This is a genomic window from Pseudomonas sp. PSB11, from assembly GCF_014596605.1.
Lineage (GTDB): Bacteria > Pseudomonadota > Gammaproteobacteria > Pseudomonadales > Pseudomonadaceae > Aquipseudomonas > Aquipseudomonas umsongensis.
Genome location: NZ_NOIO01000023.1, coordinates 40,257 through 62,202, shown reverse-complemented (window position 1 = coordinate 62,202; position 21,946 = coordinate 40,257). Strand labels below are relative to the sequence as shown.

General features: G+C 59.6%; 19 protein-coding genes, 1 tRNA gene and 1 pseudogene. 7 read left to right on the top strand and 14 right to left on the bottom strand.

All coding sequences use genetic code 11. The features are described 5' to 3' along the window. Positions 1–345 precede the first annotated feature (345 nt). The 5 genes from CGA21_RS22745 to CGA21_RS22725 all read right to left on the bottom strand — a co-directional run bounded on the left by CGA21_RS22745 (position 346) and on the right by CGA21_RS22725 (position 4,542). Positions 346–1,575, bottom strand: a complete 1,230-nt coding sequence (locus tag CGA21_RS22745; protein WP_188265088.1) for a methyltransferase — start codon at positions 1,573–1,575, stop codon at positions 346–348. After that, on the bottom strand, positions 1,556–2,245 hold the full coding sequence (locus CGA21_RS22740; protein ID WP_110751925.1) for an ABC transporter permease: 690 nt from the start codon (positions 2,243–2,245) through the stop codon (positions 1,556–1,558). The genes CGA21_RS22745 and CGA21_RS22740 overlap by 20 nt, the downstream gene beginning before the upstream one ends. Beyond that, positions 2,242–2,937 (bottom strand): ABC transporter permease, encoded by a 696-nt coding sequence (locus tag CGA21_RS22735; RefSeq protein ID WP_020795754.1) that lies wholly within the window; start codon positions 2,935–2,937, stop codon positions 2,242–2,244. The genes CGA21_RS22740 and CGA21_RS22735 overlap by 4 nt, the downstream gene beginning before the upstream one ends. A 71-nt stretch (positions 2,938–3,008) precedes the next feature. After that, positions 3,009–3,755 carry an ABC transporter substrate-binding protein gene (locus CGA21_RS22730; protein WP_020795753.1) on the bottom strand — a complete coding sequence of 249 codons (747 nt, stop codon included), beginning with the start codon at positions 3,753–3,755 and terminating at the stop codon, positions 3,009–3,011. A 13-nt stretch (positions 3,756–3,768) separates the two neighbouring features. Then, the gene (locus CGA21_RS22725; RefSeq protein WP_007972784.1) at positions 3,769–4,542 is read right to left on the bottom strand and encodes an ABC transporter ATP-binding protein; all 774 of its coding nucleotides are present in this window, start codon (positions 4,540–4,542) and stop codon (positions 3,769–3,771) included. Positions 4,543–5,105: 563 nt separating this feature from the next. Here CGA21_RS22725 and gabP point away from each other — a divergent pair. Continuing rightward, on the top strand, positions 5,106–6,497 hold the full coding sequence (gene gabP, locus CGA21_RS22720; protein ID WP_020795752.1) for a GABA permease: 1,392 nt from the start codon (positions 5,106–5,108) through the stop codon (positions 6,495–6,497). Between the two features lie 71 nt (positions 6,498–6,568). On the opposite strand, the gene CGA21_RS22715 is transcribed toward gabP, so the two are convergent. From CGA21_RS22715 to CGA21_RS22700, 4 genes and pseudogenes are all read right to left on the bottom strand, one after another. Next, positions 6,569–7,021, bottom strand: a complete 453-nt coding sequence (locus CGA21_RS22715; RefSeq protein WP_110751927.1) for a hypothetical protein — start codon at positions 7,019–7,021, stop codon at positions 6,569–6,571. A gap of 6 nt (positions 7,022–7,027) precedes the next feature. Next, positions 7,028–7,444 (bottom strand): hypothetical protein, encoded by a 417-nt coding sequence (locus CGA21_RS22710; protein WP_033038928.1) that lies wholly within the window; start codon positions 7,442–7,444, stop codon positions 7,028–7,030. Between the two features lie 38 nt (positions 7,445–7,482). Beyond that, on the bottom strand, positions 7,483–8,445 hold the full coding sequence (locus CGA21_RS22705) for an alpha/beta fold hydrolase (RefSeq protein WP_188265087.1): 963 nt from the start codon (positions 8,443–8,445) through the stop codon (positions 7,483–7,485). A 141-nt stretch (positions 8,446–8,586) separates the two neighbouring features. Beyond that, positions 8,587–8,789: pseudogene (locus CGA21_RS22700) on the bottom strand (DUF1016 N-terminal domain-containing protein); the annotation flags it as partial. 110 nt (positions 8,790–8,899) lie between these two features. Here CGA21_RS22700 and CGA21_RS22695 point away from each other — a divergent pair. Then, positions 8,900–9,346 carry a carboxypeptidase regulatory-like domain-containing protein gene (locus CGA21_RS22695; RefSeq protein ID WP_188265086.1) on the top strand — a complete coding sequence of 149 codons (447 nt, stop codon included), beginning with the start codon at positions 8,900–8,902 and terminating at the stop codon, positions 9,344–9,346. Between the two features lie 150 nt (positions 9,347–9,496). On the opposite strand, the gene CGA21_RS22690 is transcribed toward CGA21_RS22695, so the two are convergent. Next, the gene (locus CGA21_RS22690; RefSeq protein WP_110751935.1) at positions 9,497–9,967 is read right to left on the bottom strand and encodes a hypothetical protein; all 471 of its coding nucleotides are present in this window, start codon (positions 9,965–9,967) and stop codon (positions 9,497–9,499) included. Between the two features lie 324 nt (positions 9,968–10,291). Here CGA21_RS22690 and CGA21_RS22685 point away from each other — a divergent pair, with 324 nt between their 5' ends. The 4 genes from CGA21_RS22685 to CGA21_RS22670 all read left to right on the top strand — a co-directional run bounded on the left by CGA21_RS22685 (position 10,292) and on the right by CGA21_RS22670 (position 15,852). Beyond that, positions 10,292–11,782 carry an aldehyde dehydrogenase family protein gene (locus CGA21_RS22685; RefSeq protein ID WP_188265085.1) on the top strand — a complete coding sequence of 497 codons (1,491 nt, stop codon included), beginning with the start codon at positions 10,292–10,294 and terminating at the stop codon, positions 11,780–11,782. Between the two features lie 278 nt (positions 11,783–12,060). After that, positions 12,061–12,858 carry a helix-turn-helix transcriptional regulator gene (locus CGA21_RS22680; RefSeq protein WP_188265084.1) on the top strand — a complete coding sequence of 266 codons (798 nt, stop codon included), beginning with the start codon at positions 12,061–12,063 and terminating at the stop codon, positions 12,856–12,858. A gap of 48 nt (positions 12,859–12,906) precedes the next feature. Next, on the top strand, positions 12,907–14,289 hold the full coding sequence (locus CGA21_RS22675) for an aspartate aminotransferase family protein (RefSeq protein WP_110751941.1): 1,383 nt from the start codon (positions 12,907–12,909) through the stop codon (positions 14,287–14,289). A gap of 183 nt (positions 14,290–14,472) precedes the next feature. Continuing rightward, positions 14,473–15,852 carry an APC family permease gene (locus tag CGA21_RS22670; RefSeq protein ID WP_110751943.1) on the top strand — a complete coding sequence of 460 codons (1,380 nt, stop codon included), beginning with the start codon at positions 14,473–14,475 and terminating at the stop codon, positions 15,850–15,852. A gap of 162 nt (positions 15,853–16,014) precedes the next feature. Here the strand turns inward: CGA21_RS22670 and CGA21_RS22665 are convergent. The 4 genes from CGA21_RS22665 to CGA21_RS22650 all read right to left on the bottom strand — a co-directional run bounded on the left by CGA21_RS22665 (position 16,015) and on the right by CGA21_RS22650 (position 19,752). Next, a tRNA-Phe gene (locus tag CGA21_RS22665) sits at positions 16,015–16,090 on the bottom strand. A gap of 103 nt (positions 16,091–16,193) precedes the next feature. Next, the gene (locus CGA21_RS22660; protein WP_033043799.1) at positions 16,194–16,466 is read right to left on the bottom strand and encodes an oxidative damage protection protein; all 273 of its coding nucleotides are present in this window, start codon (positions 16,464–16,466) and stop codon (positions 16,194–16,196) included. After that, on the bottom strand, positions 16,463–17,530 hold the full coding sequence (mutY, locus tag CGA21_RS22655; protein WP_033043801.1) for an A/G-specific adenine glycosylase: 1,068 nt from the start codon (positions 17,528–17,530) through the stop codon (positions 16,463–16,465). The genes CGA21_RS22660 and mutY overlap by 4 nt, the downstream gene beginning before the upstream one ends. Next, a complete protein-coding gene (locus CGA21_RS22650; protein ID WP_188265083.1) occupies positions 17,527–19,752 on the bottom strand; it encodes an AsmA family protein in 2,226 nt (741 codons plus the stop codon). The genes mutY and CGA21_RS22650 overlap by 4 nt, the downstream gene beginning before the upstream one ends. Before the next feature lie 408 nt (positions 19,753–20,160). Between CGA21_RS22650 and CGA21_RS22645 the strand changes: the two genes are divergently transcribed. Continuing rightward, positions 20,161–21,825, top strand: a complete 1,665-nt coding sequence (locus tag CGA21_RS22645; protein ID WP_110751947.1) for an OFA family MFS transporter — start codon at positions 20,161–20,163, stop codon at positions 21,823–21,825. Positions 21,826–21,946 lie beyond the last annotated feature (121 nt).

Sequence of the window (21,946 nt, the reverse complement as noted above, 5' to 3'; positions counted from 1 at the left end):
ATTCAGACTATTTTTGCGCGGGCTTCTGTTGAGGTCTTCCGAGCCACATTGGTTGTCATCGCGCGGTGCAAAACGAGGTCTTGGCGCTGCATTTTCTTGCGTGCTGCCGGGCCGATCCGTCGTTGATTATGTCTTTTGATCGAATGCTTATGCACAACGCGAATTTCGATTCACCCGGTTTACAGTGTTTTTGTGGATCCGTTCTCATTAGTTCGCAAATGCCTGTTTTGCGGGTTTTTTATTCGGTGTACGAAATTTGACCGGCGTTGTTTCAGGGCTGAAGCAGCTGTAAAGATTGGATCCATTAATATTTCATCAACAGAGTTATCCACAGGCTGTGAGGCGTTAAGGGTGTTCCGCCAGCAGCAGGATGTTACGCGGTGTGATCGAGGGGTCGCAGAAGGTGCCGAGACGAACGGTGTAACCCTGTTCTTGCAGGAAAAGAGCACGATCCAACACCAGCCAAAGCTCCAATGGGCGTCGGAAAAGTCCGCGCAGGAGCTCTAGGTTGCGTACTTGGGCAAGGCGCTGCCATCCGGCGGCCTCGAGCTCGGGCCAATTTTGGGCGCCGACTGTGGATAACTCTTTGAGTTCGGCCAAGTGCTGGCAGTATTCGGCAAAGGGTTTTTCCAGCCAGGCGCTGGGCAGGGATGGGGTTGGCAGGTACTCGTCGACGCCGCGCAGTTGCCTTTGCAACAAGTCAAAGCCCAGGCGTCGGGCCATCGACGTATCGCGTTGACGCCGTACACGAGCGCCGGCGGTGACGGTTTCACTCATTGGCAGCCCCAGGTCGTCGAGGGACAGCTGCAGGTTAGAGTGTTGCGCGGCCGAGGACATCGGCGAATACCGTGTCAGGTGGGTCCGGTTGTAGCAGCAAGGGGCGATGGCCAGTTGCTTGCAGCCGGCTGCGCTGGCGAGCCGGATCAGTCGCACGTGCAAATCACCGCAGGCATGCAGTGCGACGGGTGTATGTCGAGCTTCCAATAGCGCTGCCGCATTGGCCGCCAGTACGTCCTGTTCGACATGCAGCGCGTGCAGTCGATGGTGCTGGCTGAGTGCCTGGCCGCTGGCAACCAGCGCTGGATCGTATTCCAGGCAGGTGAGTTGCTGTCCGGGTTGTAGCAGGCGGCGGCCCAGGTGTCCCTTGCCCGAGCACCAGTCCAGCCAATGCCTGACGGAATCAGCAAACTGCAGTCGACCGGCAAAGGCTTCAATTTGCTGCCACTTGCGCCCTGGTACATCCACATTCAATCGATGAGCTGGCGCTTCGAGCGTATGAGCAGGCAATTCATCCAGCGCACTCAGCGCCAGGGAAATATCCGCCAACGAAGCAAAAGGCTGCGGCGCATCCACAAGGGCAGGGTGGTTGTGAGCGCTTTCCGCCTCTTGCAGCGATCGCCCGCGAAGCCAGGTGGCGAGTTCGGGGTAGGTGGTTTCCCAGGGCAGTTGCAGATGCGTGAAGGGGCGAGGTTTCCACAGGGCTTGATGCGCTGTCAGAAAAGTGTCCAGCACGGTGAAACGGGCGAGCAGTTCCTCGCCCGTCAGCACCTGAGGATCAACGCCCTTGGCAGGCATCGACGCGCAACCAGCGCTCCAGCAGCTTGAAGCCGCGTACCAGCACGTAGGCCATCAGCAGATAGAACATGCCAGCGGCGAAGAAGATCTCCACCGGCAGGTAGGTTCGGGCAATGATGGTGCGGGCCATGCCGGTCAGTTCCAGCAACGTCACGGTGCTGGCCAGGGCGCTGGCCTTGAGCATCAGGATCACTTCGTTGCTGTAGGCTGGCAGGCCGATGCGCGCGGCGCGGGGCAGCATGATGTAGATCAGCGCCTTGGCCTTGGACATGCCCAGCGCCCGTGCCGCTTCGATCTCACCCGGTGGTATCGCCTGGATCGCGCCGCGCAGGATTTCAGCGATGTAGGCGGCGGTGTGCAGGGTCATGGTGGCTGTCGCACACCAGAACGGGTCGCGAAGGTAGGGCCACATTGAGCTGTTACGGATCACGTCGAACTGCGCCAGCCCGTAATAGACCAGGAACAGTTGGACCAGCAATGGCGTACCACGGAAAAAGAAGATGTAGGCGTAGGGAAACGCTCGCACCCACCACAGGCGCGACGAACGCGCGATGCCCAGTGGAATCGCCAGCAGCAGGCCGGCGATGACGGCGATGGCGACCAGTTCCAGGGTCAGGGTTGCGCCCTGGGCCAGTTTCGGCAGCCACTTGATGATGACTTCCCAGTTCATTGGGCGCTCCTCGCGAAGCCGCGAGCGGCGCGTTTTTCCAGGAAGTGCATGCCGGTCATGGCCAGAATCGTCAGACTCAGATACATGAACGCCGCGACCATATAAAAGGTGAACGGTTGCTTGGAGACGGTCACGCCGATTTGCGCGTGACGCATGATTTCTTCCAGGCCGATCACCGACACCAGCGCGGTGTCCTTCATCAGGATCATGAACAGGTTGCCCAGGCCCGGCAAGGCGATGCGCCACATCTGCGGCATGATCAACTTGGTGAAGATGCGAAATTTCGACAGGCCCAGGGCCACGCCGGCTTCACGATGGCCTTTGGGTATGGCGAGGATCGCACCGCGAAATACTTCCGTGGCGTAGGCGCCAAAGCACAGGCCCAGGGCAATGACGCCCGCTGCGAAGGCATTGAGCTCAAGGTCGGGGTTACCGAAAAACTCGCCCAGGGCGCGCATCAGGTTAACGGTGCCGAAGTAGATCAACAGCACCCAGAGCAGCTCCGGGATGCCGCGAACCAGTGTCGAGTATGTGCCGCCAAGCCATTGCAACGGCTTGTACGGGGAAGTCTTGGCCAAGGCGCCGAGCAGACCGAGCACCAGCCCCAGGCACAGGGCCGAGAGTGCCAGTTTCACAGTCATCAGCGCGCCGGCGGCGAGCGCCGGGCCGAATCCGTAGAGGTCGATAATCATGGATTTCTTTTCAAATCGCGGCAGGCAATACCGTGAACGGCGCCATCAGGCGCCGGTCAGGCAGGTCAGGATCAATAGATGCTGAACGGGAAGTACTTGTCGTTGATCTTCTTGTAGGTGCCGTCGGCAACGATTTCTTTGAGCGCAGTGTTCAACTTCTCGCGGATAGGGTCGTTCTTGCGAACGGCGATACCGATCTTGTCGCTTTCTTCCACTGGGTCGCCTTTGAACTCGTAGGATTTGCCTGCGTCGCTCTTGAGCCACTCGTAGTTGACGTACTTGTCGGCCAGGATGCCGTCCAGGCGACCGGAAGTCAGGTCCAGGTAAGCGTTTTCCTGGGTGTCGTAGAGTTTGACTTCAACGCCTTCCATGTTGTCTTCCAGCCAGGTACCCGCCAGCGTCGCGCGCTGCGCGCCGATCACTTTGCCCTGCAGGGAAGCCTTGTCGGTCTTGAAATCGACGTCCTTCTTGGCGATGAACTGCAGCTTGTTGGAGTAGTACGGGTCGGTGAAGTCCACCGCTTGCTTGCGCTCGTCGGTGATCGACATCGAGGAGATCAGGAAGTCGAACTTCTTGGCGTTGAGGGCCGGGATGATGCCGTCCCAGTCGGAGGTCACGACGGTGCACTCGACTTTCATCTTGGCGCACAGGGCGTCGCCGATTTCCTTGTCGAAGCCGACGACATTGCCGCTGGCATCTTTATTGTTGAACGGCGGGTAGGCCGCTTCGATGCCCATCTTCAGGGTTTCGGCCATGGCACCGGCGCTGAACGCCAGGGTAACGGCGGCGGCCAGGAAGACCTTCTTGTAATTGCGCATGCGGTTAGCTCCGTTAGCGGTTGCTGGACATGAATTGTTTGCAGCGCGCCGAAAGCGGGTTTTCAAACACCTGCTGTGGCGATCCTTGCTCTTCTACCAGGCCCTGGTGGAGGAACACCACTTCGCTGGAGACCTGACGGGCAAAGCCCATCTCATGGGTGACCAGCAGCATGGTGCGGCCTTCTTCGGCCAGTGCGCGGATGACATTAAGTACTTCCTGGACCATTTCCGGGTCAAGCGCGGAAGTGGGCTCGTCGAACAGGATGACCTTGGGCTGCATGGCCAGGGTGCGGGCGATGGCCGCGCGTTGTTGCTGGCCGCCGGACAATTGCGCCGGGTAGGCGTGGCGCTTGTCGGCGATGCCGACCTTGGCCAGCAGGGCTTCGGCGACTTCGATGGCTTCGGCCTTGCTTTGGCCGAGCACGCGGCGCGGGGCCTCGATGATGTTGTCGAGCACGCTCATGTGCGGCCACAGGTTAAAGTTTTGAAACACAAAGCCTATTTCGCTGCGCAGTCGGTTGATCTGCTTGCCGTCGGCAGCGACCAGTTCGCCGTTCTTCGCGGCCTTGAGCTTGAGTTCCTCGCCGGCCACCAGGATCTGACCCTGGTGTGGGTTTTCCAGCAGGTTGATGCAACGCAGGAACGTGGACTTGCCGGAACCGGATGAGCCGAGGATCGAGATCACGTCGCCGTCGCGGGCGGTCAGCGAGATACCCTTGAGTACCTCCAGCGAGCCGTAGCGTTTGTGCAAGTTGCGGATTTCAAGCGCGGGCGTGGCCTCAGCCATGTGCGTTCCTCATTGTGTATTCGCTCCTGCTGTTGGTGGCCTTCCTGGCGAGGCGGCCAAGCTAGCATAGCGTTTCAAGGGCAGCCAACAGCGCTACGGGCAGTAAACGGGTGGTATGTGGCAGGTTGTCGCATCGGCACAGCAGACTGTCGCCCCATCAACAACCGAACAGCCGTTTGAACCCTGCTTTCAGACAAAAGCGCGGCGGCTGTGGCGTAAAAAAGGGCGCGATGTTGCCAGCTTTGGCGGGGGGTTGGAAGCGCTAACGGGCCAAAGGTGCCGGATCTGCCCTTTTATCGTGCGTCGAGGAATTTTTACGTGTGTTTCCGGTGCGCTGGATCGCTCCTAAAGTGAGTCGCAGGGTAACGATCTGGCAAAGTGCCATTAATATCAATGGCTTGCGATGACTGTCCGGTCAGGATGAAATTCCCGAGTTAGACGGCTTTGAAACATTTTGGCGCAATTATTGCGTGCAGATTCCGGAACGCCCCGTTTGTTTCTTTTTACAAGAAGGAACACAAGCGGGATGCATGCATTCGCTTTTCCTTACAAAGGTAGTTTCAATGAGCAGTATCCAAAGCTCTAACGGCCTCGAACAGGGGCTCAAACCGCGGCATGTCACCATGCTGTCGATTGCCGGGGTTATCGGCGCCGGCCTGTTCGTTGGCTCGGGCCACGCCATCGCTGCAGCAGGCCCGGCCGTGCTCTTGGCTTACGCCGCCGCCGGCATGCTGGTAGTGCTGGTGATGCGCATGCTCGGTGAAATGGCTGTTGCCTCGCCGGACACGGGCTCCTTCTCGACATACGCCGATCGCGCGATTGGTCACTGGGCCGGTTTCACCATCGGCTGGCTGTACTGGTGGTTCTGGGTCCTGGTGATCCCGTTGGAAGCCAACGCCGCCGCCACCATCCTGCACGCCTGGTTCCCAGGTGTGGATATCTGGGCCTTTGCCCTGGTCATCACGATGCTGTTGACCGTGACCAACCTGTTCAGCGTGAAGAACTACGGTGAGTTCGAGTTCTGGTTTGCCCTGATCAAAGTGTTGGCCATCATCGGCTTCATCGTTCTGGGCGTCATGGCGATCTTCGGCTTCCTGCCGGGCAGTCAGGTCAGCGGCGTTTCCCATCTGTTCGACACCCAGGGCTTCCTGCCAAACGGCATGGGCGCGGTGTTGGGCGCCATCCTGACCACCATGTTCTCCTTCATGGGCACCGAGATCGTGACCATTGCGGCCGCGGAATCGAAGAACCCTGGCAAGCAAATCTCCAAGGCCACCAACTCGGTGATCTGGCGGATCGGCTTGTTCTACCTCGTATCCATTTTCATCGTCGTGGCCCTGGTGCCTTGGAACGATCCGGTGCTGGCGAGCCTGGGCTCCTACCAGACCGTGCTTGAGCGCATGGGCATTCCTAACGCCAAGATGATCGTCGATATTGTCGTACTGGTCGCCGTGACCAGCTGCCTGAACTCGGCGCTGTACACCTCGTCGCGCATGCTGTTCTCCCTGGGCAAGCGCGGCGATGCGCCGGCCATGTCTACTCGCACCAACAAAAGCGGCACCCCTTACTGGGCGGTGATGCTGTCCACTGGTGCTGCGTTCCTGGCAACCTTCGCCAACTACGTGGCCCCGGCTGCGGTGTTCGAGTTCCTGCTGGCCAGCTCCGGCGCCATTGCGTTGCTGGTTTACCTGGTAATTGCGATCTCGCAACTGCGCATGCGCAAGCAGCGTATGGCTCGCGGCGAGAAAATCGTTTTCAGCATGTGGTTGTTCCCGGGCCTGACCTACGCGGTGATCATTTTCATCGTCGGTGCCCTGACCATCATGCTGTTCCAGGAAGCTCATCGTGTGGAAATCCTCGCGACTGGCCTGCTCAGCGTGCTGGTGGTGGCTGCTGGTTTGCTGGTGGCTCGCCGCCGCAAGCTGGAAAAAGGTGGCGCGGTGGTGTTGAACTGATTCATACCGCGTAACGCAAAACGGCCGCTGTCAGTGATGACAAGCGGCCGTTTTTGTTTGAGGCGTAACCGTTACTCGGCTTTTTCTTCCGGTGTTTCCAGCGACTCGCGGTAGACATCCAGTGCTGCGCTGAAATCGGCGATGAACTGTGGCTCGCTCAGCCATGCCTGGGCGGCGTCGCGGTCCATGCCATCGGCCCACATGCGGTAGTCGATCAGCATATCGGCGGCCAGGTGAGTGGCGGCCATGCCTTCGTCATCGGCGTTTTCCATGTCCAGCAGTTCTGGATGGTCGATGATGATGAAGGCGAGATTCGTCAGCAGCACGGAGAGCATTTCGCTGCGGCTGAGGGCTTCGGCGTCGCGCATTTTGCTGAACATGGCCAGGGTGTATTCCGGGATCGGCTCGCCGATTTCGCCAAGGTCATCGTCCAGCGCGGCGGGTTTTCTGCCGTGGATATTGATCTGCTTGGCTTTGGCTTTTGCGCGTTTGGCGCGTTTCTGTTGCTTGTTCAGGGAGGCCATGGGAACTCAGTTCGGTTTCTGTTGGGTTTGTGCCGCGATGGCGTCGGACGCCGCCACGTAGTCAGCCTGGAAGGCTGGTGATTCGATCCACGCCAGGGCGCCCGCTTCGTCGGTTTCGGCCGACCATTGGCGATATTCAATCAGTGCGGCGAGGATAAAGTCCATCGCGCCTTCTTCGCCTTCCTGCTCGTACACCAGTTCCAGCAACGGGTCTTCGAGGAAGGCCGCGCACATGGCTTGCTGGCTGATCTTCTCGGCGTCGATCATTTTCTTGAACAACTCGGTAAGGTCCACCGATTCGAAATCGATGCGGTCGTCGTTCGGGTCGAGCTCGACCGGCGCGGCAGCTCGCTGGGTGCGGTTCTGCTTGGCCTTGGCCTTGGCGCGGGAGGCGCGTTTGTGCTGCTTGTTGGCGGAGGCCATGGGCGTCGTTCCGTATTTCGTTGAAAAGGGCTGGTGGCTCAGTTGCGTGGCACTGTTTGCCCGGGCGTACCGGGGGCCAGCTCGCCGGCTTGCAGCCAGGACAGTGCGATGGGCCATAGTGTGGCTTGGTATGCGCTGCGAAAAAAGGCGAAATGTCCAACTTCTTGTTCGCCGATGTCTTCAGGGGTAATGCGCAGGTGGGTGTTTGTGCTGCCAGTGAAGTAGCCGAGCAGGCGTTCAATAGCCGCGATTGTGCCGTAGGGATCGTCGCTGATGCTGATCGCCAGGGTTTTCGCGGTGACCGCAGCGAAGTTCCTGACATGGCTGTCCTGGCCGCTGGGGCGCTTTTCGTAACGAGCGGTGGGCGTGCTCCAGTCTTGGACTACACCGGCTGGGGTGTCTTCCAGCCAGCCGAGGCGTTTGCCGGGAAAATATCCGCATAGCCTCGTCACCAGCGGCATTACCACATGCCACTTGGCAAACATCCGCCAGCGGTGAGCGGACGCGTAGTCGCGCCAGTAAGCGAATTGCGCGCCGACCGTCACCAGGTGGCGAATGAGCTGGCCGGATGCTCCCAAGCCCGCAGCGCAGCCTCCAAAGCTGTGACCGACCACGTCGATCGGCTGGCCGGGAAATTCACGCTGTACGCGCTTGAGCATCGCCTCGAAGTCCAGGGCGCCCCAGTCGGACCAGGTCGCTTTCAGTCCTTTCATAGACGCTGGCCGTGATTCGCCAATACCGCGGTAGTCGTAGGTGATGACATCGAAGCCGTTGGCAAACAGGTAATCGGCGAAACGCGAGTAGTGTCGGCAGCGGACCGACGTGGCGGCGTTGATGATGACCACTGCCCGGGAGGTGTCCTGCCGCGCATGCCGCCAGGTGAAGCCACCAAGGATGAAACCGTCGGCGGCAGCTTGCTTGAACGGTTCGCCCGAAGTGCCAGCCGTTAGCGGCAGCTCGATTTGAGTCGGGGCGAGTGAGGGGGCGTCCTGCAAATTCATTGGCGTCGGACCTTTGCGGGTAGCTGCCTACAATAGTCTTCGCACCGTACATGAACAATCCATCATGGCTCCCGATGAAGCCGCTCTTCAAGCTGCCTGCTCTCGATCCAGCGGCAGGCCAAGAAACTCCAGCACAACCGGGTCTCTGTCGACCCGCAGCAGCCTGCGATAGTGGGTCCAGCTCAACTCGTGACGCAGTGCGTCACAAAGTGGGAACGCTTTATAGAACAGGCGCATGTACGAAGGTTGGAGGCGTCAAAGCCATTGCCAAACTCTACTGTCAGTACCTTGGCCAACGTCGAAAGCAATAGTTTTCCGTAGCCCGCACGCCGAGCCGATCCTTGTAGTACGTTTCGTAGCGCATTCAAGCACAAATCGTTCTAAAACATGATGACCGCGCCGGAAATCAAAATTAAGTAACGATTGGGTTCCGCGGAACCCGGGAGGCGTCATCATGAAGTACGTGCAGTCACTATTCCTGCCCTTTTTTGTCGCTTTCGGCGTGTTGATGAATCCTGTTGCGCAGGCCGCCAACCTTGAGCCGATCGACACTTCGGGTGTACAGGTCCAACGCCAGGAACAAAACGGAGTTGCCTACCTGTCGGGTGGTATCGGTGAAGATGAGGCGAAGGCCATCCAGCAAACCACGGGTTACAACCTGCATATGACATTCTCCGTCGGCGTCGGTAACGAATACATTCCGGATGTAAATGTCGCCATTCAAAATGCGCAGGGGAAAAGCGTGTTGACCCTGACTGAGGCCGGTCCGCTGGTTTACGTTCAGCTGCCGCCTGGCAAGTACACGGTCGTTGCATCGCGTGCTGGTCAGGAGCGACGTGATACCGCGGATGTTGGCTCCGGGGCCGCGCGCAACCTGGTATTTCACTGGAGTGACAGTTAGCCGTGCCGAAAGGCGCGCGGCGAATTCCTCAACTCTTAAATCCGCAAACAGCTGGCTTCACAGCTGTTTGCGGAGTATCGCGCGCTAGAGTTTGCGGTTTGCAAACGCGCGATGGATGGTTTGCTGAACAAACACCTTGGGGGGGATGTTTTAGCGGATGCTGCGGATATTGCCCTTATTACCTTTTACCGTGACGGAGACTTTCTTGAAGATGAAGTAGTTTTCTTCATTCACTTCATAGCGAGGGGCGACGATCAGGTCGGCACCGGACGATTTGACCGCTTTGTAGGCTGCAGCAGATTTGACCGCGCTGACTGGATCAAGGCCAAGACCGCTCAAGGCGCCGCTCTCACCGCCATAGCTGACACCGTCTGCAAACTGGGAATCGCCACCAAATTTGAGGAAACCGAACAGAACGTTGACCGAAGACTGGCCGGAGATCGCGTCACCGACAGCGATGTCCGCTTTCAAGTCTGCCTTGACGGTACTGTCGATAGGCGAGGACGGCTGGCTGTTGTTGTAGCTGACACAGCCGCTGGCGGTGGCAATGATTGCGGATAAGGCCAGGAGTTTTAATTTCTTATTCAAGAGCTGCTTCCTTACGTTGAAACGTGAATGCATGCAGGCAGATTTGCTGCTGCAATAGTTTCAATGAGGTGAGCCGATCCCCTCTATGAGAAGGATCTGAAAGCGTTGTATGAAGATTGGGCACAACTGGTGGGAAGCAGTGCCAGGTAGATGTAGGAATTTCAAAGACGGTAGATTTGTTAGATCCCGAGCATAAAAAAACGGAATCTTGCCTGCTGCTCCAGAACCTCGTTGCTACCCAGTTTTTTCTTGGGAACCGAACACATTTTTACTATTTTTCCCCGCGGCGAGAGTCGAGCATGATCCTGCGAAACCAATAAAAACTGACCGTATCGGCGGTCGGCATGGGAGTAGCGTGTGCTTGATCTCAACTACTGGCAGCAGCGGGCTGCCCGCCAAACATTCATTGAAAATGCCTTGATCGCAGGGCAGCCGGTCGCGTGCGCCTCGGGGGCGACTTTCGAGGTGATCAATCCGGCAACAAACCAGCGGCTGGCCTGTGTCGCGGCATGTGGCGAGGACGAAGTGAACCTTGCGGTACGTTCGGCTCGCCAGGCGTTCGAAGAGGGGACGTGGGCTCACATGGCTCCGGTGGAGCGCAAGAAGATCCTGATCAGGCTCTCCGAACTGCTCCTGGCCAACCGCGAGGAGCTGGCATTGCTCGACTCGCTGAGCATGGGCAAGCCGGTCATGGATGCCTACAACATCGACGTGCCTGGCGCGGCCAGTGTGTTTGCCTGGTACGGTGAAGCCCTGGACAAGCTCTACGATCAGGTCGCGCCCACCGCGCGCAATGCCCTCGCCACCATCACTCGCGAGGCACTGGGGGTGGTTGCTGCCGTGGTGCCATGGAACTTCCCGCTGGACATGGCGGCCTGGAAGCTCGCGCCGGCATTGGCCGCCGGTAATAGCGTGGTCCTCAAGCCCGCCGAGCAATCGCCGTTCTCTGCCTTGCGCCTGGGTCAACTGGCGCTCGAAGCCGGCATCCCGAAAGGGGTGTTGAACGTTGTCCCCGGCCTGGGCGAAAGCGCTGGAAAGGCCTTGGGCCTGCACCCTGATGTGGACTGCCTGGTGTTCACCGGCTCGACCCAGGTCGGTAAATATTTCATGCAGTACTCGGCGCAGTCCAACCTCAAGCAGGTCTGGCTGGAGTGCGGCGGCAAGAGCCCGAACCTGGTCTTCGAAGACTGCCAGGACCTGGACCTGGCTGCGGAAAAAGCCGCGTTCGGCATTTTCTTCAATCAGGGCGAGGTCTGCTCGGCCAACTCCCGGCTCTACGTGCAACGTTCTATCCATGATGAATTCGTCGAGCGCCTGATCGCCAAGGCTCGGGCCTGGCTGCCCGGTGATCCGCTGGACCCTGAAAGCAAAGCCGGTGCGATCGTGGATAGCGAGCAAGCCGCTCGTATCATGCAGGCGATCGAACAAGCCCGTGGTGACGGCGCGAAACTCCTGGCAGGCGGCGAACGCCTGACGTTCAATGGCTCTTCGAACTTCATCCAGCCGACGATTTTCGCTGGCGTGGATAGAAACATGCGCCTGGCGCGTGAGGAGGTTTTCGGTCCAGTGCTGGCCATCAGTGCCTTCGACTCCGAGGAGGAGGCGATTGAGTTGGCCAACGACAGCATCTATGGTCTCGCCGCCTCAGTCTGGAGCGATGACCTGAACCGAGCTCATCGTGTGGCACGGGCATTGAAAGCCGGGACTGTCTCGGTCAACACCATGGATGCACTGGATGTCGCCATTCCTTTCGGTGGCGGCAAGCAGTCCGGCTTCGGGCGCGATCTTTCTCTCCATTCATTCGACAAGTACACGCAACTTAAAACCACCTGGTTCCAGCTTCGTTAACACCGCTTCCATAGGCCACGTCGCAAGACGTGGCAGGGGAAAACCCGACCGCACGCACTCCTCGGAGTGGCGTGCTTTTCCTGCTTGTGGGGCATCTGGGGCGGCCGTCTGGCACCCTTTGGTCGACTCACCCTATCGGGTGATATCGGCAGTTTTCCGAGCGTGGGAACATCATTTCAACCCCGGCACCAGTCACCTCGTGTCGTTCCCAACCGTTCTTTTGGCGAGTCTTTGAAGTGGAAAACGATCGGTTTGTTTCTGCGCAATGGTTCGAACAGATGGCCAAGGTGACCGAGAGTATCGGTCAACCGGGATTCACCGCGACGCTGTTCGAAACCCTGGGCTGTATCTGGCCCATTCAGGCGACGACGCTTTACCAGTATCCGCATGGTGGCATGCCCAGCGCGCTGTTCGAACTTGACGGCCCCTGGCTGCCGCAAGGCAATGTGCGTCAGTACCTGTCCGGGTTCTACCTGCTTGACCCGTTCTACGGTGCCTGTGTGGAAGGCTTCAGCTCCGGTTGCTATGACCTCGCCGAGGTCGCTCCCGACCACTTCGAACTCAGCGAGTACTACCAGTCGTTCTATCGGCACTCGCACCTTCAGGATGAGTTGAACTACATCCTGCAGTTGTCTCCCGGACTGAGCCTGGCTGTCTCGCTGGCGTTCACGGAAAAACTGGACGCCGCCACGACGCAGCAGTTCAAGCGCATCGCGCCCTGGGTCCTGACCTTGCTGAAAAAGCATTTTGTCGGCCTGGAAACGCGCGGCGCTCGCTTCGAAAACCTGTTGGAGCAGCGCATCCACTCGGCACTGGATAACTTCGGCTCGTCGATCCTGACCGAGCGCGAATGCCGAATCGCCCAACTGATCCTGCGTGGCCATTCGACCCGCTCCCTGGCCGAGCGCCTGGGGGTGTCGGAGGACACCATCAAGTCTCACCGTAAAAACGTCTACTGCAAGCTCGACATCGGCACGCAATCGGAACTGTTCTCACTGTTCATCGATTCGTTGGCCGAAGCCCAGGGCGTGCTCAGCAAAGACCCGCTTGAAAGCTACATGAGCAAGAGCCGCTGAACGGACTTGCTCCCCCTCGCGTGACTACCAACAAAAGAGAAAAAAGCCATGAATGCACCCTTCGAACCGAAACGGCAGACTCAGGATTATCAGAAGTCCGATGCAGCCCACCATATCCATGCATTTGTGGATCAGAAGGCGCTCAATGCCGAAGGCCCTCGAGTAATGGTACGCGGCGAGAGACTGTATCTCTGGGACAACGATGACAAACGCTACCTGGACGGCATGTCGGGCCTGTGGTGCACCCAGCTCGGCTACGGTCGCAAGGACCTGACCGCCGCGGCGGCTGCGCAGATGGACCAATTGCCGTACTACAACATGTTCTTCCACACCACGCATCCAGCGGTGATCGAACTGTCCGAGCTGCTGTTCAGCCTGCTGCCGGGCCACTACAGCCACGTCATCTACACCAACTCCGGCTCCGAAGCGAACGAGGTGCTGATCCGTACCGTTCGCCGTTACTGGCAGGTCGTTGGCAAGCCACAGAAGAAAATCATGATCGGCCGCTGGAACGGTTATCACGGTTCGACCCTGGCAGCCACTGCGCTGGGCGGGATGAAATTCATGCACGAGATGGGCGGCCCGATTCCAGACGTCGCGCACATCGATGAGCCTTACTGGTACGCCCAGGGCGGCGAGCTGACCCCGGCCGAATTCGGTCGGCGCTGTGCCCTGCAACTGGAAGAGAAGATTCTTGAGCTGGGCGCCGAAAATGTCGCGGGCTTTATCGCCGAGCCTTTCCAGGGCGCTGGCGGCATGATTTTCCCGCCCGAGAGCTACTGGCCGGAAATCCAGCGCATCTGCCGTCAATACGATGTACTGCTGTGTGCCGATGAAGTGATCGGTGGTTTTGGTCGCACGGGCGAGTGGTTCGCCCACCAGTATTTCGGTTTCGAGCCGGACACCCTGTCGATCGCCAAGGGCCTGACTTCCGGTTACGTGCCGATGGGTGGCCTGGTGCTGGGCAAGCGCATTGCCGATGCGCTGGTGGAGCAGGGCGGCGTCTTCGCCCACGGCCTGACCTATTCCGGACACCCGGTCGCGGCCGCGGTAGCGCTCGCCAACCTCAAGGCGTTGCGTGATGAAGGCATCGTGCGCCAGGTGAAGGAAGATACCGGACCGTACTTGCAGCGGATCCTGCGCGAAGTGTTCGGCAACCACCCGCTGATCGGCGAGATCCAGGGCGCGGGCCTCGTCGCAGCCTTGCAGTTCGCTGAGGACAAGGCTACGCGCAAACGCTTCGTCAACGAAAACGACCTGGCCTGGCAGTGCCGCACCTTTGGTTTTGAAGAGGGCGTGATCATTCGTTCGACCTTGGGCCGCATGATCATGGCGCCGGCACTGGTGGCAACGCGCGCGGAGCTGGACGAGCTGGTTGAAAAGACCCGTATCGCGGTAGACCGCACTGCACGGATCGCGGGAAAGCTCTGAGCTCATCTGTGGGCCAGGCATGCTCGGGGCGGTGATCAACAGCGTTGCATCGCCCTGTATGCCTATCGATTGAACAAGTGGCTGTCGGAAATCGGGCAGCCCACCCTTCAGCAGATCATTCACTAACGGTAACCGTTCTTCGGATACCGCAGCGTCCTGCATTCAAATTTTCAGGAGTCAGCAATGAATACAATAACAAGCGTGGCCGACACTCCTTCCCATCACACCCCATCGGAATCGGTTTCGCCTGGCAGGTTTCGACAATCCCTGGGTCTTACCGCGCTGGTCCTCTTCGGCCTGGCGTACATGGTCCCACTGGCGGTGTTCACCACCTATGGCCTGGTGACCCAGATGACCAAGGGCCACTTGCCTACCGCCTACCTGCTGACCCTTGCCGCCATGCTGCTGACTGCCTACAGCTACGGACGCATGGTGCAGGCACATCCGTATTCGGGATCGGTGTACTCCTATACGCGTAAGGCCTTCGGTAGCTACTTTGGCTTCATGGCCGGCTGGACCTTGTTGCTGGACTATATCTTCCTGCCGCTGCTCAGTTATCTGCTGATCGGCATCTACATGTCCGAATACTTCCCCGCTGTTCCCGCGGCGGTGTGGGTGGTTGGCTCCATTGCCCTGGTGACCTTCCTCAACCTGATCGGTATCGAATCCATCACCCGGGTCAACTTGCTGCTCGTCGTTGTCCAGTTGGTCTTCATCGTTGTGTTCGTGGCGTTGTCGATCCATAACCTGGGGGATCAGTCGGAGCCGGTTTCGTTGCTCGCACCCTTCCACCACGAGGGCTTCAGTGTTCCGCTGATCATGACCGGCGCAGCAGTCCTGTGTCTGTCCTTCCTCGGCTTCGACGCCGTGTCGACCATGGCCGAGGAGACGCCCAACCCGCGGCGTCTCATCCCCCTCGCCATCATGGTGGTGAGCCTGCTCGGCGGCCTGCTGTTTGTCCTTGTTTCGTATTTCGCGCAAATGGTGTATCCGCAATGGAACACCTTTGCCGACCCGGACTCGGCGTCGCTGGACGTCATGCGCCGCGTGGGGGGTGAGCTGTTGGTGACCGCCTTTACCGCCACCTACGTGGCTGGGTGTTTTGCCTCGGCGATGGTCTCCCAGGCCAGCGTCTCCCGGGTGCTGTTCGCCATGGGGCGCGACGGTGCGCTGCCGCGGGTGTTCGGCAGGCTGGTCTCGAAGAAGCGGGTGCCGGCCACGGCGATCATGCTGGTCAGCCTGTTTTCGCTGATTGCCCTGTTCATCACCCTGGATACCGTGGCCAACATGATCAGCTTCGGCGCGCTCTTCGCGTTCTCGGCGGTGAACCTGGCGGTGATCAAGCATTACCTCGTCGACCAGAAGCTGCGCGGCCTGCGCAATTGCCTGATCTACGGCCTGGTGCCGGCCCTGGGCTTCCTCAGCACCATTTGGCTGTGGACCAGTCTGTCCAGCATGTCGTTCATGATTGGTCTTGGCTGGATGGGGTTAGGGTTACTTTGTCTGATGGGCGTTACGCGTGGGTTCCGGATGAAGCTGCCGGAGTTGCAGATGGCGGAGTGAGCGGACTGCTGAGGCCGGGCTACTCCAGCCGCCCCTTGTGATCGCTTGCCAAGCTTTCACGGGGGGCATGCAAGGGTACAAACCCTGAAAAGCAAAAAACCCGCACTAGGCGGGTTTTTTGTGTGCTTCCAGGTGTGCTTGGCATCACCTGAAAACGAAAGGTGGTGCCCAGAGACGGAATCGAACCGCCGACACGGGGATTTTCAATCCCCTGCTCTACCGACTGAGCTATCTGGGCAACGGGGCGCATTAAACGGGTTTTTCAGAGGGTCGTCAAGCAAGTTATCAAAAAAATTTAACTATTACCGTCGCTTACGATCCGACCCCCCGATTCCACGGGCTTACTCGGCAGGCGGAACGTAGCCTTCGGCCTTGGCGTAATCCTCACCGGAGAAGTACTTGTCCATCTCGCCCTGAAGATATTTGCGGTCTTCGGCGTTCATCATGTTCAGGCGTTTTTCGTTGATCAGCAGCGTTTGGTGTTTTTGCCAATCGGCCCAGGCCTTGGCCGAGACGTGGTCAAGAATGTCCTGGCCTTTGGCACCCGGGAATGGAGCGCGCTCCAGGGCGGGCAATTCTTCTTTGTACTTGCGGCACATGATGGTGCGGGTCATGACGACTCTCCTGCGTTCAATACGGCGGCCGCGCGTTCGAGCAAGGTCTTGACCGGGGCGGCAAGGCCCAGGCGCGGCGGGGTGGCGAGGTTATACCAGAGCCAGTCGGCCTCGGCCACGTGCTGGCCAGCCTCCTGGACCTGAACCAGCCAGGGTTCGATGGATAACTGGAAATGGCTGAAGGTGTGCACCAGGTTCGGCAGTGCCTGCGGGTTGCCCAACTCCAGCGAGTGCTGCGAGGCGAGGTGTTGCAGGTCGTCGAGGTCATCGAGTTCCGGCAAGCTCCACAAGCCGCCCCACAAGCCCGTGGAAGGTCGACGGTAAAGCAGGATCGCACCTTCGGCATTGGCAAGCATCGGCATCAGCGTGCGTTTCTGCGGGATGGCTTTGCGTGGCTTGGGAATCGGGTAGCGGGTTTCCAGGCCGAGCATGTGCGCTTCACAGCCCTTTTCCAGCGGGCAGAGCAGGCAACTCGGCTTGCTGCGGGTGCAGAGCGTGGCGCCAAGGTCCATCATCGCCTGGGTGTAGGCGTTCACCCGATCGTGCGGCGTAAAGCGCTCAGCGTTCGCCCAGAGCTGTTTGGCGACCTTCGGCTCGCCCGGGTAACCCTCTTGTGCGGTAAAGCGCGCCAGCACGCGTTTGACATTGCCATCGAGGATCGGCGCGCGCAGGCCCATGCTGATACTGGCGATCGCGCCCGCCGTGGACAGGCCGATGCCGGGCAGGTCGGTGAGTTTTTCCACGTCCCGTGGGAATTCACCGCCGTACTGCTCGACGACGATCTTCGCGGTCTTCTGCAGATTACGCGCGCGGGTGTAGTACCCCAGGCCCGTCCACAGGTGCAGCACTTCGTCCTCGGGCGCCGCCGCCAGGGCTTCGACCGTCGGCAGCGAGGCCATGAACCGGTCAAAGTAGTTCAACACGGTGCTGACCTGGGTTTGTTGCAGCATGATTTCCGAGACCCACACCCGATAAGGGGTGATGCCCTGTTGCCAGGGCAAATCGTGGCGGCCGTGGCGGTCGAACCATTCCAGCACCGCCAATGAAAACTGCTCGGCTCTCATCGCTTGAACAGCCCCTTGAGTGCGTCCTTGAGTTCCGGGCTGACCTTGTCGCCCAACTTTTCGTCGATTTTTTCGCTGATGCGCTCGCCCGCCAGTTTGCTCGCGACCTGGCCCATGCGCTCGTTGTCCAGGCGGCAGGCCTTGGCGCCGAGCTCCAGTGGGCCGCGGCAACGCAACGGCCACTGGATGCCGACAAATTTCTCGCCGACCTGGCAGGCCGGGTCCGGCATGTCGCTCTTGTCGCCTTCGACAATGATGCCCACGCGGTAATCCATGCCCAGTACGCGCAGGTCGATATCGCCATCGCCGTTGACGGTCATGCCGGGGATGCGCACTTTCAGGTCCGGGTTGTTCGCGACACCGTTTCTAAAGGTCAGGGTGCCCTTGAGCTCCTGGAACGGTGTGTCCTTGCCCCGTGGCTCGCCGCTGAGGGACTTGCGGTTGAGCGTGGCGATGCCTTTGCACAGCTGTTGTTCGAGGTTGGCATTGAGCAGCACGCCATTGTTGATGACGAAACTGGCGTTGCCGTTAAGGGTCTCTATCAGCGCTTTCTGGCTGTTGCCGCTACCGGTGAGGGTGCTGTTGAGTGTAACCAGGCCTTTGACCGGCGGCTCCTTGCCCTGGCTTTCGAGGATTTTTTCCGCTGGCACCCGGCTGATCTGCGTCTGCAAGTTCAACACGGGTGCCTGCTGGCGCACGTCGAGGGTGCCTTTGGCTTCGAAGTTGCCCTCGTACAGGTCACCGCGCAGGCTGCTCAGCGTCAACAGTCCGCCCTGGCCGTTGGCCTTGAGCACGGCGTTTTGAATCGGCAGTTTTTCCAGGGTCAACTGGCCGAAGGTCAGGTCGGCGTCTACATCCAGCTTGCTCAGGCGTTCCACCGGCAGCAGGCGCTCGTTGCTCCAGGCTTCTTTGGTTGGGGATTGCGGCAGGGGTGTGCTGCCGGCCCCGGCCATGGCATCAGCTTCGGTGCTGGCGACTTCGGCCTGACGCACTTGCTTGGCGCTGTTGGCCTCGGCCGACTTCGGCGCCAGGTAACGGTCGACGTTGAAGGTGTCCGCCTTGAGGGTCGCACGCAGGGACTGCCTGGCGAAATCCTCGACAGCGATGCGCCCGGTGAAGGTGCTGTCGTCGACTTTCAGGTTGATGTCATCGAGCGTGAGGCTGGAGGGCGTGCCGGTCAGGCGCGTGGCCAGTTCGACCTTGCTCAGGCTACCTTCGGCCATCGCCGGGAGTTTCTGGCCGATGCTGTCGACGAATTTCGCCAGGTCGAACTGGGCAATCGACAAGCCGCCGTTAACCTGCGGGGTTTTATCGAGGTCATTGACCTTCAGCTCGCCCAACGCTCGCAGTTGGTTGGCGGAGACCTTGATCCCGGTCCATTCGGCGACGTTGGCGGCCTTGTCCAGCAACAGCTGGCCTTGCGCCGCGAAAGTCACGGTCTTGCCTTGCAGCGGATCGCCGGCGACTTCACCGGACAGCTTCATGTCTTCGAGCTTGTAGCGCTGCAGCGCGCGTTCGAAACGCAATTCGCCGTTGAGCTCGGTGCGCACCCGCAGGACCGGCTGGTTGGTGCCCAGGAACGCGGTGAGCTTGACCGGGATATTGGTGGAGTCGTGCACCGGGCCGGTACTGAGCTGGATGCTTTCGGCGCTGAATTGCTTGCCGGTTTTTTCGTCGCTGTATTCCACGCGGGCGTTGTTGACGGTCAGGCTGTCGATGTCCAGGCGAATGGGCTGTGCCGGTTTTTCCACCTGGGCGGTGGTTGGCTGCTCAGCTTCGCTGGGGGCATCGGCAGGCGTGGCCGTGGTTGCAGGCTTGGGCACCTTGCCGATGTCTTCCCAGTTGCCGTGGCCATCTTTGTCGCGGTTCAGGCGCAGGTTCAGACCTTCGACGCGCACATCGCTCATCTGCACCTCACGGCGCAGCAATGGCAGCACGCGGACCGACAGGCCGAGCATCTGCAGGTCGGCGAACGGCTCGGCGGGCTTGGCCAGGGTAGCGACCGCCGCATCGTGCAGTTCCAGGCCCAGCCAAGGGAACAGGCTCCAGCCGATATCGCCATTGAGCGTCAGCTCGATGTGGGCCTTGTCGCGGGCAATCTGGCGTATCTCGTCTTTGTAGTCGTTGGGATCGAAGAGGTGGGTCAGGGCAAAGCCCAGCGCCACTACGATCAGCAACAGCCCGAGAAGTACCAGACCCAGGATTTTGCCGAACGCTTTCATGGGCGAGTCCTTGTAGTTAGTCGAATTCGAAATTTAGCCGGGGAGTATAGCGCTCCGCAGCGCCCGACCGGGCAGATCACTAGGACAGAGCGTCGAGCAGCCAGGCAAAAAGTGATTTTTCCTGCGTGTAATCAGGATCTGTACCGCAGAAGAAGTGGTTGATCAGTTCGACAATGATCGCGAGGGAGGTTCCTTCAGTGGTACGAAAACGGACAACTTCGAAAACGTGATGTCAGTTTGGTTTTTCGGTCACTGGCAAATGCTACCCTGCACCGGTTCGTCCGCCCCTCTGCGACGTGATGTCGCAGGAAAAACGAGCCTTTCCCTAAAAAACGGTCATGTCTGCGTGCATTAAGGCTGGGGGTGAAGAGTGGTTGGCGAACACTACTGACAATTGGGGGATAAACAATGACCACGAGCATCACGGCAGACGGCCTTCAAGCCGGCCAGCCCGCGTTCCTTTCCAAGGAGCGCATTATCGCCAGGCCCGGTTTCAACCGATGGCTGGTGCCACCGGCCGCACTGGCTATCCATCTGTGTATCGGCATGGCGTATGGCTTTTCGGTATTCTGGTTGCCGCTGTCCAAAGCGCTGGGCATCACCGCGCCAGTGGCTTGTGCGCCCGACATGAGCTTCATCGCTCAAGTGTTTTCTTCGCAATGCGACTGGCCGATTTCGATGCTCGGCTGGATCTACACCCTGTTCTTCATCTTCCTGGGTTGCTCGGCCGCCATCTGGGGTGGCTGGCTGGAGCATGCCGGCCCACGCAAGGCGGGTGTCGTCTCGGCGCTGTGCTGGTGCGGCGGTCTGCTGATTTCTGCGCTGGGGGTCTATACCCACCAGATCTGGCTGATGTGGATCGGCTCCGGGGTCATTGGCGGTATCGGCCTGGGCCTGGGCTACATCTCGCCGGTGTCGACCTTGATCAAGTGGTTCCCGGACAAGCGCGGCATGGCGACCGGCATGGCGATCATGGGTTTCGGCGGGGGTGCAATGGTCGGTGCGCCCTTGGCGGCGGCGTTGATGAGTCATTTTGCCTCGCCTACCAGTGTCGGCGTGTGGCAAAGCTTCCTGGTCATGGCGGCGATTTATTTCGTGTTCATGATCGGCGGCGCGCTGTCGTATCGAGTGCCGCCTACCGGCTGGAAGCCTGAAGGCTGGACGGCACCTGCGAAAAAAGCCTCGAACGCGATGATCACCCACCGTCACGTGCACGTTAACGTGGCGTGGAAGACGCCACAATTTCGCCTGGTATGGCTGGTGTTGTGCCTGAACGTATCCGCCGGTATCGGCATCCTCGGCATGGCATCGCCACTGTTGCAGGAGGTTTTTGCCGGCAAGTTGCTGGGCAATGACCTGACATTTGGTCAACTGGACGCCTCGCAACTGGCTTCGATCGCCGCCATCGCTGCAGGTTTTACCGGTTTGCTGAGCCTGTTCAATATCGGCGGGCGTTTCTTCTGGGCTTCGTTTTCGGATTACCTGGGCCGCAAAAATACGTACTTCGTGTTCTTCGCCCTGGGCTTTGCTTTGTACGGACTGATCCCGAACCTTGGGCATCTGGGCAGTGTCGCGCTGTTCGTGGCAGCGTTCTGCATCATCCTGTCGATGTACGGCGGTGGTTTTGCCACGGTCCCTGCTTACCTGGCTGACCTGTTCGGCACGCAAATGGTCGGTGCTATCCATGGTCGCCTGCTGACGGCGTGGGCGGCGGCGGGCGTGTTGGGGCCGGTGCTGGTGAACTACCTGCGTGAATATCAGCTGAGCATCGGCGTCGAGCGTGCAGCGGCATATGACATCACCTTGTACATCCTGGCGGGCCTGCTGGTACTGGGCTTTATCTGCAACCTGCTGGTACGTCCGGTGGCCGACAAGTACTTCATGACCGACGCTGAACTGGCTGCCGAACAGGCGCTGGGTCACGACAAAGGGGCTGACAGCAGCACCGTGCTGGAGTGGAAAGCGGCGGCGGGCACCAAGCCACTGGCGGTGGCTGCCTGGCTGGCGGTGGGTATTCCATTGGCGTGGGGTGTGTGGGTGACGCTGCAAAAAACAGCGGTACTGTTCCACTAAGAGGCTGAGGGTCTGGCCTGACATCTTCAGGCCAACACCAAACCCTGTGGGAGCGAGCCTGCTCGCGAATGCGGTCTGACAGTCAACAAATATGTTGCATGTGCAGCCCCGTTCGCGAGCA

What these genes read in the sequence shown, in the direction of transcription:
- CGA21_RS22650 (WP_188265083.1), bottom strand. Translation starts at nt 19,752, where the DNA reads ATGAAAGCGTTCGGCAAAATCCTGGGTCTGGTACTTCTCGGGCTGTTG.
- CGA21_RS22745 (WP_188265088.1), bottom strand. Translation starts at nt 1,575, where the DNA reads ATGCCTGCCAAGGGCGTTGATCCTCAGGTGCTGACGGGCGAGGAACTG.
- gabP (WP_020795752.1), top strand. Translation starts at nt 5,106, where the DNA reads ATGAGCAGTATCCAAAGCTCTAACGGCCTCGAACAGGGGCTCAAACCG.
- CGA21_RS22645 (WP_110751947.1), top strand. Translation starts at nt 20,161, where the DNA reads ATGACCACGAGCATCACGGCAGACGGCCTTCAAGCCGGCCAGCCCGCG.
- CGA21_RS22680 (WP_188265084.1), top strand. Translation starts at nt 12,061, where the DNA reads ATGGCCAAGGTGACCGAGAGTATCGGTCAACCGGGATTCACCGCGACG.
- CGA21_RS22735 (WP_020795754.1), bottom strand. Translation starts at nt 2,937, where the DNA reads ATGATTATCGACCTCTACGGATTCGGCCCGGCGCTCGCCGCCGGCGCG.
- CGA21_RS22660 (WP_033043799.1), bottom strand. Translation starts at nt 16,466, where the DNA reads ATGACCCGCACCATCATGTGCCGCAAGTACAAAGAAGAATTGCCCGCC.
- CGA21_RS22695 (WP_188265086.1), top strand. Translation starts at nt 8,900, where the DNA reads ATGAAGTACGTGCAGTCACTATTCCTGCCCTTTTTTGTCGCTTTCGGC.
- CGA21_RS22715 (WP_110751927.1), bottom strand. Translation starts at nt 7,021, where the DNA reads ATGGCCTCCCTGAACAAGCAACAGAAACGCGCCAAACGCGCAAAAGCC.
- CGA21_RS22670 (WP_110751943.1), top strand. Translation starts at nt 14,473, where the DNA reads ATGAATACAATAACAAGCGTGGCCGACACTCCTTCCCATCACACCCCA.
- CGA21_RS22740 (WP_110751925.1), bottom strand. Translation starts at nt 2,245, where the DNA reads ATGAACTGGGAAGTCATCATCAAGTGGCTGCCGAAACTGGCCCAGGGC.
- CGA21_RS22730 (WP_020795753.1), bottom strand. Translation starts at nt 3,755, where the DNA reads ATGCGCAATTACAAGAAGGTCTTCCTGGCCGCCGCCGTTACCCTGGCG.
- mutY (WP_033043801.1), bottom strand. Translation starts at nt 17,530, where the DNA reads ATGAGAGCCGAGCAGTTTTCATTGGCGGTGCTGGAATGGTTCGACCGC.
- CGA21_RS22690 (WP_110751935.1), bottom strand. Translation starts at nt 9,967, where the DNA reads ATGCATTCACGTTTCAACGTAAGGAAGCAGCTCTTGAATAAGAAATTA.
- CGA21_RS22710 (WP_033038928.1), bottom strand. Translation starts at nt 7,444, where the DNA reads ATGGCCTCCGCCAACAAGCAGCACAAACGCGCCTCCCGCGCCAAGGCC.
- CGA21_RS22705 (WP_188265087.1), bottom strand. Translation starts at nt 8,445, where the DNA reads ATGAATTTGCAGGACGCCCCCTCACTCGCCCCGACTCAAATCGAGCTG.
- CGA21_RS22725 (WP_007972784.1), bottom strand. Translation starts at nt 4,542, where the DNA reads ATGGCTGAGGCCACGCCCGCGCTTGAAATCCGCAACTTGCACAAACGC.
- CGA21_RS22675 (WP_110751941.1), top strand. Translation starts at nt 12,907, where the DNA reads ATGAATGCACCCTTCGAACCGAAACGGCAGACTCAGGATTATCAGAAG.